Source organism: Saccharopolyspora pogona (assembly GCF_014697215.1).
Classification (GTDB): Bacteria; Actinomycetota; Actinomycetes; order Mycobacteriales; family Pseudonocardiaceae; genus Saccharopolyspora; species Saccharopolyspora hattusasensis.
The window spans coordinates 76,956-86,102 of record NZ_CP031143.1 but is presented as its reverse complement, the minus strand read 5'-3'; the positions used below and the strand labels follow the sequence as shown (position 1 = coordinate 86,102).

Sequence of the window (9,147 nt, the reverse complement as noted above, 5' to 3'; positions counted from 1 at the left end):
ACGGTGTCCGAAGGGCTGGGGCACCGACATCGGGCCGCGCACGGTCGTCGCGATGCTCGTCGACCTCGTCAACGCACTGTTGGGCGAGCAGCTGTCCACCTATCCCAACAGCAAGATCAAGCTGTCGGCAGTCAGGGCGATCCGCGACAACAACGGCCTGTTGTTCCAGCTTCCGGCGATGATCAACGCGGCCGGGCAGGCTGATCCCGCGAAGGTCGCCGCTGCGCTGCGCCCGGTGCTCGCCGATGTCGTCGGCCCGGTCGTGGCCGAGTCCGTACGCGCAGCGCTCGGCGAGGACAACCAGGCGCAGGCCGACGCGATCGTTACTGAGTTGGCGCAGCGGCTGGCGGGAGGTGTGGCGGCATGAGCAACGTTGAGCTGACCGCGCTGGTCGTCTCCGGACTTGTGGGCCTGGTGATCCCGTGGCTGACCGAGCTGGTCACGCACTCAGCGGCCCGTACCGAGCTGAAATCCGTGGTGACTGCGGCGTTGTCGGCGATTACCGGCGCGGTGTCGACCGTCGCTGTTGTCCCGGGCGCGGACTGGCGGGCGTATCTGCTGGCCATCGGCACGGCGTGGGTCTTCTCGATGCGCACCTACTTCGCCGGTTTCGTCCGGCCGATCGCGCCCAGCAGCGGCATCGGCGCACCGCAGGCGAAGCACGCTGCGCCCGACGCCGCCGAGTAGCACCACGCAGGCCCAGTGAGGCGGAAAGCACAGCAGCCCCCAGTGCCCGATGGCGCTGGGGGCTCTTTCGTGTCTCGCCCCCTGATCAGGAACAACGACTTTGAAAGGACTGCGGACATGGCGGCATCCTTGGCCGGCTCGTGGCAGCCGGTCACCACCCGCTCGACGCTGAACCCGCACTACCTGGATCCGGTCACCGGGGCGCCGAGCCGCGACGCGATCCCACAGACCCCGGCCCGGTTCGGCCGCACCCTGCGGCGGGTGCTGCAACACGGCATCCAGCAGGTTCGCCTGGAGTGGCGCAACGTCTACTGCCAGGTTGACGACCCCGGGGAGGTCGACGGCCCGAACCCGGTGTGGATCCGGGCGTCCATCGAGTACCCGGCTGGGGCATGGCGGCAAGTCAACGGCTCCACCACCTGGTCAGCGACGACGGCCTACGCGGTCGGGGACCAGGTGCTGCACGACGGCGTGCGGTACGTGGCGGGCGCGGCCACGACCGCCGGGCAGTCGCCGGCGGCGGGCGGCCCGTGGCGGCCGGTGCGGTTGTTCCCGGTGACGTGGACGGGCACGACGGACACCGCGACCGTCCAACCTGGGCAGACAGTCATGTCCGACCCGATTGACCTTAGTGATGTGCGGCTGCTGGCAGGGGAGCGGCTGGCGGTGGGCCTGCTCGCCTTCACCGGCGGCGTGGGCAGCATCGTCAGCGGCGCGGATGCGATCGCCGGGGACTTCGTGTGCGACTTCCCGACCGCGCCATGGCCGGGCGCGGCCGACGACTTGGTGGTGCAGCCGGTCACCGACCAGACCTCGATGCCGGTCGGAACGCCGCTGCCGATGCCGACTGTTGTCGAGGGATTGTCGCCCAACCCCAACACCGTGATGGCGCTGGGCGATTCGCTGTTCCAGGGGCTGTACGACTCCGACATCGACGGCGATACCGGCGGGTTCATCCCTCGTGCGTTGCGAGCGACCCAGCACTACCGGATGTCGGTGTCCGGTCAGCGCGCCGATTCACTGTCGTTGCCAACGCAGGTCACGACGTGGCGGGATGAACTGCTCGCCCGGTACAACGTCGTGATCACCGACCTGGGCGGCAACGACGCTGTGCGGTCCGATGGCACCACCGACATCTCGAGCAACACGGCGATGGTGCAGGCCCGCATGACCGCGCTGTGGCGCTACCTCGCGCAGCGCTGCCCGAACGTGTGGGCCACCACGATCACCCCGTGGACTGCGAGCACGGACGGCTGGTCGACGCTGGCCGGGCAGTCGCGGGCGAACCAGATCATGGGCGGCACGAACGGCCTTGATGGCGTGTGGGGACGGCTCCGCACCTGGTTCCGGGATGGCTGCCCGATCCAGGTGTTCGGGCGGACGGTTCGCGCCGGCGAGGGCGAGCACCCGTTGGCCGGGATCGTCGACGTCGGATATGCCATCACCGACCCCGCATCTGGCTGGAAGTGGAAGGCCGGACTAACCACGGACGGGATGCACCCGACCGCGGCCGGCCACCAGCTCATGGCCACGGCGTTGACCCCGTACTTGCCCGCGCTCGCCCGTGGCGGCCGGATCGAGGATCTCCCAGCGGGGTCGTTCGGTGGGCGTGGCAGTCCGGTACCGGGATGGTGCAGTCCCTGCGGAACACGACTGTGCCGGTCACGTGCCTGTCGTCCACGGTGGACGAGCCGCGAGGCTGTACCTACTCGGCCGGGGTGTTCACGGCGTTGGTTGAGGGGAGTGGGACTTCGACTGGTCGCTGCAGTGGTGCGGCGGTGATAGCTCGATCCGGTGGGGGTTCCTCGCACCACCGGACTACCTGGCCAACCCGGTGAAGAGGTACGGGGCGCAGGGGGTTGGTGGCTCGGTCGAGGTGTTTTCGGGCTCGGCGACGCTCTGCCTGAAAGCCGGTCAGCAGATGGTGTTGTGGATGTCGTCGAAGAACACGACCGCCGATTCGGCGTTGTGGGGCACGGGCGGGTCCGTGAGCCTTCGGGCATCCTGGCGCGGCCTCCGACGCTCGCAGACCTGACGAAGGGGCTCCCGGTACGTGTGGGTATCGGGAGCCCCCTTTGTCAGGGTTTCGGGTCAGTCGTCTTTCCGCATGGCGCGGGCCTTCGGGTTCAGGGGCGCTCGCTGGCCAAGCGGTCCACAACCTGGGCAAGCCCAACGAGTCCTGCGATATTGAGCTCGCCAACCAAATCGTCATCTTCGAGTGCATCGGCGGCGAGCATGTCCTCGATCTGGGTTATCCGGTCGATGTCCAGCATGCCGTGCATCCTGTGTTGTTCGTCTTCCCATGCCATTGCATCCCTCCAACTTGGGGCCCGGGACAGTTTCAGGAGTTCAGGGCCTCCAGGTGTCGGGCCTTGCGGCTATTGTTGATCGCACAGGCTCGCCCGGTGGTTGGCCGGGTCGGGGTGAGGGTAGAAGATGCCCCGCGGTGTCGTGGTTGGGCCGCGGGGCATCGCCATGTCCGGGCTCTTTAGGCCTTACCTGTTCCGCCGCAGCGGATGCACGGGATACCCGCGCCGTCCGGGTGCTTGCCTGATTCACCGCTTCCTTTGCAGTTCGGGCAGGTGATGCCGTGCAGCGGCCGGGTCGCGATCATCATCAGCTGCTGTGAGCTGACCTCGATGTCGATGACGTCGCCACTGGTGGTGACGACCTGCAGGATCGGCTGGCCAGCATCGTCGGTGAGTGTGACGCGCCGTGCTGTGAGGCGTTGGGCGGTGTTGGTCATCGGAACCCCTCCGGTGTTCTGCAGGCTCATCGGTGCTGATTGCTATCGCCCATGATGGTCGCGCTGTTGATGGGGCGGGATCAGCTGATCGCGTGGTGGCCTGCCATCGCGGGGGATCAAGAGCCCCCGTACGTCGTGTTTGCTGGCCCATTTGCCCGTACAGGCTCCTGATCGTCTTGTTGGCAATCTTGTGCCTCGTGGCAGGTTCGAGGGCTCTCAAGGCGTTCTGCGCCGTCGATCACTCGGTTTGGGGCGCCATGTGGCCGTCGTCGGCGGGGTCTTCTTCTGGAAGCACTGCGGCCAGCCACGAACGCAGGTCGGGGGCCCCTTCGTAGGGCCGTTCGTGGCCGCTCGTCTTGTCCTCGTGGTCAGTCATGCTCGATACATCGGCAGCGTGGCGTGGTGGCCTGACAAGCCTGACATTCGCGGTCAGTCGTCCCGCGGTTCGTCATGCCAGGCGAGTCCGCCGGCCACCATTTCCTCCAGGACCCGCCGCACCGCGTCGATGTCGTCGATCCCGGCGATGGCCGCCAGGTCCTTGGGCGGGTATGGGCCACCGCCGTGGCGGGTGACCACGTTGCGGATCGCATGGGTGATTTCCAGGTCGTGGGTCTGTTGGGCGACTGGCTCCAGCTCGGCGAGCACCTGCTCCAACCACGTGGTGTCTTCCCCGGCTGCTCGACGCTGGGTGATCTCGCTACGTACCGACGCCACGAGGTCGGCAACGACGGTGACGATCCGGGCGATCTCTCGGTCTTGGTCGGAGGGTTCCACGCTTCCAGCCTGCGCTTGCTGTGCCGCTCGGGTGCCAGGGTCGAAGGGCTCCGCCTCGCGCGCGTCTACTTACGAAACTCACCCTCACCAGAGCAGGCCAGCGCCCGACCACGTCCAGAGTTGGCTGCGCATAAGTCTGTTACGTAGGGAACCCCGACGTAGGAGGGGTTTCCTACGTGCGCGGGGGGCGCGGGGGCGGCGTAGCCCCCCGGTGGTGTTCTTCCTATAAACCAGTGTTCTTCTCCCGGTGGTCTTCTAAAGAGAGCGGAAAAACCTACGTTGGTTTTCCCGCACTGGTTGCGACCTGCCCGAACAGGCGTTTATGCAGGTCGCACCATGTCCGAAAACCCGCACTGGTGTGATCATTCCGTGATCATCGCCGAAGCCTGTCGCATCGTCGCAGGTCAGAACCAGTGCGGAAAATCCGATGTGGTTGCGACCAGTAGGAACGACGAGATGCCAGCGGGCCCCCAACCTAACCGGTTGGGGGCCCGCTTTCGGCATGCTCGGGGCAGTTCAGGCGGCGTCGTCGCCGCGCTCCTTGGCCACCTGCTTCAGGATCTGGGCGACCTCGTCGGGGTCATCGGTCACCCACCAGGTGTAAGGCCCATACAGGCCGCCGATGTTCTTGCCGTTCTTGTCGACGGTCCCGGCGGGGTAGCGGATTCGCTCGCCGCGGTAGACGTAGCCGAACTTCTGCAGCTCCTTGATCGCGCCGTCGATGGCGGTCTTGCCGTCCTTGTTCTGGCGCTCGATTAGGTCGACGGTGATGTCGAAGCCTTCCTTGTGGCTGGCCAGGTTCAGGAACAGGCCCTTGGCCTTCAGGCTCAGTCGGGGATCACGGGCGAGTGCGTTGGTGACAAGCGTGAAGTGGTCGCCAGCCATCCGGCCACGGCGGAGTCCGCCGATGAATTCGTCGCGGGACAACGATGGTCCTTCCCCGCCCGGTGCCAGGTTCGGGTTTGCGACACGTTCCACACCTGGCTAGCGCTGGTGTGGGGTGTACCCGTACCATCGGCACCGAACGATTTGGGTCGTTGAAACCGTCGCCCTCGCCTGCCAAAGCTTGGGGCGGCGGTTTCTTTTTGTCTTGTGACCGGGTGGGTCACCTGATCGAGTAAACCCTACAACATCAACACTGTGAACGGCCGTAGCGAAACGCCCGAACGCGTCAGCCCGCGTGGCACGATGGAACCGGCGACGGCCGCGCCAGAACACAGAGACGCCCCTGGACCACCGTTCCAGGGGCGTCTCGTTCGTTTAGGGCCAGGTCAGATGTCGAACTGGCCGGCCTTCACGCGGCTGGTGAATGCCGCCCACTGCTGGCGGTCCACCGTGAAGTGGCCCAGCTCGCGGGCTTTGGTGTCACGAACGCCCACCGCAGCGTTCGTGATCGCCACCTCCACACACTGACCTGCGCCATTGCCGCCCGAACGGGACGACTTGCGCCAGGAGTTGGCTTGGAACTCCATGCTCATCTCGTTACACCTCCTTTCGGGTCTTCTCGATCAGTCTCGCTGAGTCCTTCGGGCTCAACGCACTCGCCGTCAGGTGGTTCATCAGGTGCCGATGCTGGGTGATGTCGGCAAGCTCTTCGAACCATATGGCCCGGACCAGAGTCTCGATGTAGACGACTCCCGGATCGTCCGGCTGGTCAAAGTCCATGATGGTGAACGGGCCACGCGATGCGCGCATCACATCACCACCGTTCGGCACTACCTGCAGGCTGACGGTCGGCAGGTTCGCCATCTCCAGGAGATGGTCAAGCTGGTCGCGCTTCACCGCATCCGGGGCGTCGTAGGAGGTCAGCGCGAACTCTGTGGTGATCGCCCACAGCTGCACTGGGCATTCTGAGCGCGTCAGGATCTCCTTGCGCTGCAGGCGGACCTGTCGCCGGGATTCCAGCGTCACGTTGGTCACGTGGTCGTTGATGGGATCCATCAACATGTGCACGTAGCCCTCGGATTGCAGTAGTCCGGGGATGATCAGTGGTTCCCACGACGTCACTTGCCGCGCCCCGTCCTCAAGGCCAAGGAACACCTCGAATCCGGTGGGCTGCCTCGCATCCGGCAGGTTGTCCCACCAGTCTTTTCGCTTCAGCAGTTTCAGCTGCTCATCGAACCAGGCGGTTTCGTGCTCGGCGTCGTAGGCACGTAGCAGAGCGAGGATGAGTTTGCGCTGCGGTTGTCGGCGACGGTTCTCCAGGTGGGAGATCGCGCCCTCGCTGTAGCCGGTGGCCTTGGCTGCGGCGTCCTGGCTCATGCCGGCCTGCTTCCGCAGCTTGATCATTTTGAACGCAATGGATCGTTGCAAGACGGTTGGGCTTTTGCCGCTCACGGCCTTGTCTCCCTCGCTGGTTGGTGATGGGAGAAGGGTACGGGCGGGACACGATCGGCGTATCGCATGCGTAAACCCTACCCGGTAGGGTTTACTACTATTAAGGTCATCTTCAATGGTGACCAGCTCACCGTAGACCACCGGCGCGGGACGGTTGACCAGCACCACGAAACCACCAACCAAAGTGCCCGCCCCGCGCCGGTCACCAACCACCAACCACAGTGCAGAGACCCGGAGAACACCAATGAACGACCTGTTCAAGATCTCCGCCACTTCGTCGACCGGCGCCCCCTTCGTCACCAGCGCACCGAACCCGGCCGCCGCGTACGCCGCCGCCCGGATGTTCGCTGACGAGGGCTACATCAACCCGGCCAAGCCGATCGAATGGCAGCTCGTGCCGAACTTCGGGCTGATCGTCGAGTGCTTCGTCCGCATCGACGACGGCCCCACACACCTAGTCTGCTGGCCCCTCGAACCCGGCCAGCGCGTCACCACCACCCCTCGAAACCGTGCTGGCGCCGCAACACTCGGAGCCTCACCGGCGACAAGGTCGGAGGTCACCCACCGCCCCGCGGCGCACGTGGCATCCCCTGCCCGCGTCTGCCACACCACGTGGGCCGCCCGCTTCGACCAGCTCAACGCGCCGCATCGCCGGCGGTGGTCCGCCTGATGGCCGCCGAACCAGCACAGATCCCCGCAGGCCGGACCCGGCGATATCGCGGGCAGCTGCCGGCAGGCTGCAACCAGCCCACGGGCGTCGCGGAGTCCGCCGGGGTGTCCTTGTTGTAGCGGGCCAGCGCTGCAGCAGCTCCGCGATATCGCCGGTCGGCTGCGGGATCTGCGGTTCGGCGGCCATCAGGCGGACACCGCCGCGATGCGCGCGTTGAGCTGGTCGAAGCGGGCGGCCCACGTGGTGTGGCAGAGCGGGCAGGGGATGCCACGTGCGCCGCGGGCGGTGGTGACCTCGACCTTGTCGCCGGTGAGCTCGAGTGTTGCGGCGCAGCAGGTTTCGAGGGTGGTGGTGACGCGCTGGCCGGGTTCGAGGAGCACTAGGTGTGTGGGGCCGTCGTCGATGCGGACGAAGCACTCGACGATCAGCCCGAAGTTCGGCACGAGCTGCCATTCGATCGGCTTGGCCGGGTTGATGTAGCCCTCGTCAGCGAACATCCGGGCGGCGGCGTACGCGGCGGCCGGGTTCGGTGCGCTGGTGACGAAGGGGGCGCCGGTCGACGAAGTGGCGGAGATCTTGAACAGGTCGTTCATTGGTGTTCTCCGGGTCTCTGCACTGTGGTTGGTGGTTGGTGACCGGCGCGGGGCGGGCACTTTGGTTGGTGGTTTCGTGGTGCTGGTCAACCGTCCCGCGCCGGTGGTCTACGGTGAGCTGGTCACCATTGAAGATGACCTTAATAGTAGTAAACCCTACCGGGTAGGGTTTACGCATGCGATACGCCGATCGTGTCCCGCCCGTACCCTTCTCCCATCACCAACCAGCGAGGGAGACAAGGCCGTGAGCGGCAAAAGCCCAACCGTCTTGCAACGATCCATTGCGTTCAAAATGATCAAGCTGCGGAAGCAGGCCGGCATGAGCCAGGACGCCGCAGCCAAGGCCACCGGCTACAGCGAGGGCGCGATCTCCCACCTGGAGAACCGTCGCCGACAACCGCAGCGCAAACTCATCCTCGCTCTGCTACGTGCCTACGACGCCGAGCACGAAACCGCCTGGTTCGATGAGCAGCTGAAACTGCTGAAGCGAAAAGACTGGTGGGACAACCTGCCGGATGCGAGGCAGCCCACCGGATTCGAGGTGTTCCTTGGCCTTGAGGACGGGGCGCGGCAAGTGACGTCGTGGGAACCACTGATCATCCCCGGACTACTGCAATCCGAGGGCTACGTGCACATGTTGATGGATCCCATCAACGACCACGTGACCAACGTGACGCTGGAATCCCGGCGACAGGTCCGCCTGCAGCGCAAGGAGATCCTGACGCGCTCAGAATGCCCAGTGCAGCTGTGGGCGATCACCACAGAGTTCGCGCTGACCTCCTACGACGCCCCGGATGCGGTGAAGCGCGACCAGCTTGACCATCTCCTGGAGATGGCGAACCTGCCGACCGTCAGCCTGCAGGTAGTGCCGAACGGTGGTGATGTGATGCGCGCATCGCGTGGCCCGTTCACCATCATGGACTTTGACCAGCCGGACGATCCGGGAGTCGTCTACATCGAGACTCTGGTCCGGGCCATATGGTTCGAAGAGCTTGCCGACATCACCCAGCATCGGCACCTGATGAACCACCTGACGGCGAGTGCGTTGAGCCCGAAGGACTCAGCGAGACTGATCGAGAAGACCCGAAAGGAGGTGTAACGAGATGAGCATGGAGTTCCAAGCCAACTCCTGGCGCAAGTCGTCCCGTTCGGGCGGCAATGGCGCAGGTCAGTGTGTGGAGGTGGCGATCACGAACGCTGCGGTGGGCGTTCGTGACACCAAAGCCCGCGAGCTGGGCCACTTCACGGTGGACCGCCAGCAGTGGGCGGCATTCACCAGCCGCGTGAAGGCCGGCCAGTTCGACATCTGACCTGGCCCTAAACGAACGAGACGCCCCTGG

Annotated in this window: 14 protein-coding genes; 6 read left to right on the top strand and 8 right to left on the bottom strand. The window is 65.5% G+C overall.

Annotated elements, in window-relative coordinates:
* The first annotated feature begins 52 nt into the window (after positions 1-52).
* The 3 genes from DL519_RS44680 (at position 53) to DL519_RS44670 (ending at position 2,469) form a co-directional block, all read left to right on the top strand.
* Positions 53-367 carry a hypothetical protein gene (locus tag DL519_RS44680; RefSeq protein WP_190824704.1) on the top strand — a complete coding sequence of 105 codons (315 nt, stop codon included), beginning with the start codon at positions 53-55 and terminating at the stop codon, positions 365-367.
* The gene (locus tag DL519_RS44675) at positions 364-687 is read left to right on the top strand and encodes a hypothetical protein (RefSeq protein ID WP_190824694.1); all 324 of its coding nucleotides are present in this window, start codon (positions 364-366) and stop codon (positions 685-687) included. Before DL519_RS44680 ends, DL519_RS44675 begins: the two co-directional genes overlap by 4 nt.
* A gap of 117 nt (positions 688-804) precedes the next feature.
* Entirely contained in the window at positions 805-2,469 is a 1,665-nt protein-coding gene (locus DL519_RS44670) for a GDSL-type esterase/lipase family protein (protein ID WP_190824703.1), read from the top strand.
* Between the two features lie 344 nt (positions 2,470-2,813).
* Here DL519_RS44670 and DL519_RS44665 read toward each other — a convergent pair whose 3' ends face one another.
* The 7 genes from DL519_RS44665 to DL519_RS44635 all read right to left on the bottom strand — a co-directional run bounded on the left by DL519_RS44665 (position 2,814) and on the right by DL519_RS44635 (position 6,496).
* Positions 2,814-2,960: a hypothetical protein gene (locus DL519_RS44665; RefSeq protein WP_190824696.1), complete on the bottom strand. Its 147-nt coding sequence runs from the start codon at positions 2,958-2,960 to the stop codon at positions 2,814-2,816.
* A gap of 215 nt (positions 2,961-3,175) precedes the next feature.
* On the bottom strand, positions 3,176-3,463 hold the full coding sequence (locus DL519_RS44660) for a hypothetical protein (protein WP_190824697.1): 288 nt from the start codon (positions 3,461-3,463) through the stop codon (positions 3,176-3,178).
* Between the two features lie 208 nt (positions 3,464-3,671).
* Entirely contained in the window at positions 3,672-3,809 is a 138-nt protein-coding gene (locus DL519_RS44655; RefSeq protein ID WP_190824698.1) for a hypothetical protein, read from the bottom strand.
* 53 nt (positions 3,810-3,862) lie between these two features.
* A complete protein-coding gene (locus DL519_RS48175; RefSeq protein WP_223840493.1) occupies positions 3,863-4,207 on the bottom strand; it encodes a hypothetical protein in 345 nt (114 codons plus the stop codon).
* A gap of 516 nt (positions 4,208-4,723) precedes the next feature.
* Positions 4,724-5,134, bottom strand: coding sequence for a hypothetical protein (locus DL519_RS44645; protein WP_190824699.1), 411 nt, complete (start codon positions 5,132-5,134; stop codon positions 4,724-4,726).
* Positions 5,135-5,478: 344 nt separating this feature from the next.
* The gene (locus DL519_RS44640; protein WP_317891452.1) at positions 5,479-5,685 is read right to left on the bottom strand and encodes a DUF397 domain-containing protein; all 207 of its coding nucleotides are present in this window, start codon (positions 5,683-5,685) and stop codon (positions 5,479-5,481) included.
* A gap of 4 nt (positions 5,686-5,689) precedes the next feature.
* The gene (locus tag DL519_RS44635; RefSeq protein ID WP_223840494.1) at positions 5,690-6,496 is read right to left on the bottom strand and encodes a helix-turn-helix domain-containing protein; all 807 of its coding nucleotides are present in this window, start codon (positions 6,494-6,496) and stop codon (positions 5,690-5,692) included.
* Positions 6,497-6,788: 292 nt separating this feature from the next.
* Between DL519_RS44635 and DL519_RS44630 the strand changes: the two genes are divergently transcribed.
* Positions 6,789-7,214: a hypothetical protein gene (locus DL519_RS44630; protein WP_190824702.1), complete on the top strand. Its 426-nt coding sequence runs from the start codon at positions 6,789-6,791 to the stop codon at positions 7,212-7,214.
* Between the two features lie 185 nt (positions 7,215-7,399).
* Here the strand turns inward: DL519_RS44630 and DL519_RS44625 are convergent, their stop codons facing one another.
* A complete protein-coding gene (locus DL519_RS44625) occupies positions 7,400-7,807 on the bottom strand; it encodes a hypothetical protein (protein ID WP_190824701.1) in 408 nt (135 codons plus the stop codon).
* A 292-nt stretch (positions 7,808-8,099) separates the two neighbouring features.
* Here DL519_RS44625 and DL519_RS44620 point away from each other — a divergent pair, with 292 nt between their 5' ends.
* Together DL519_RS44620 and DL519_RS44615 are read left to right on the top strand one after the other, a co-directional pair.
* Positions 8,100-8,906 (top strand): helix-turn-helix domain-containing protein, encoded by an 807-nt coding sequence (locus DL519_RS44620; RefSeq protein WP_223840494.1) that lies wholly within the window; start codon positions 8,100-8,102, stop codon positions 8,904-8,906.
* A gap of 4 nt (positions 8,907-8,910) precedes the next feature.
* A complete protein-coding gene (locus DL519_RS44615; protein WP_317891452.1) occupies positions 8,911-9,117 on the top strand; it encodes a DUF397 domain-containing protein in 207 nt (68 codons plus the stop codon).
* Positions 9,118-9,147 lie beyond the last annotated feature (30 nt).

Bases quoted from the DNA above. Each gene is read 5' to 3' on its own strand.
- DL519_RS44675 (WP_190824694.1), top strand. From the start codon at position 364: ATGAGCAACGTTGAGCTGACCGCGCTGGTCGTCTCCGGACTTGTGGGC.
- DL519_RS44660 (WP_190824697.1), bottom strand. From the start codon at position 3,463: ATGAGCCTGCAGAACACCGGAGGGGTTCCGATGACCAACACCGCCCAA.
- DL519_RS44680 (WP_190824704.1), top strand. From the start codon at position 53: ATGCTCGTCGACCTCGTCAACGCACTGTTGGGCGAGCAGCTGTCCACC.
- DL519_RS44635 (WP_223840494.1), bottom strand. From the start codon at position 6,496: ATGATCAAGCTGCGGAAGCAGGCCGGCATGAGCCAGGACGCCGCAGCC.
- DL519_RS44630 (WP_190824702.1), top strand. From the start codon at position 6,789: ATGAACGACCTGTTCAAGATCTCCGCCACTTCGTCGACCGGCGCCCCC.
- DL519_RS44670 (WP_190824703.1), top strand. From the start codon at position 805: ATGGCGGCATCCTTGGCCGGCTCGTGGCAGCCGGTCACCACCCGCTCG.
- DL519_RS44615 (WP_317891452.1), top strand. From the start codon at position 8,911: ATGAGCATGGAGTTCCAAGCCAACTCCTGGCGCAAGTCGTCCCGTTCG.
- DL519_RS44665 (WP_190824696.1), bottom strand. From the start codon at position 2,960: ATGCTGGACATCGACCGGATAACCCAGATCGAGGACATGCTCGCCGCC.
- DL519_RS44625 (WP_190824701.1), bottom strand. From the start codon at position 7,807: ATGAACGACCTGTTCAAGATCTCCGCCACTTCGTCGACCGGCGCCCCC.
- DL519_RS44640 (WP_317891452.1), bottom strand. From the start codon at position 5,685: ATGAGCATGGAGTTCCAAGCCAACTCCTGGCGCAAGTCGTCCCGTTCG.
- DL519_RS44620 (WP_223840494.1), top strand. From the start codon at position 8,100: ATGATCAAGCTGCGGAAGCAGGCCGGCATGAGCCAGGACGCCGCAGCC.
- DL519_RS44655 (WP_190824698.1), bottom strand. From the start codon at position 3,809: ATGACTGACCACGAGGACAAGACGAGCGGCCACGAACGGCCCTACGAA.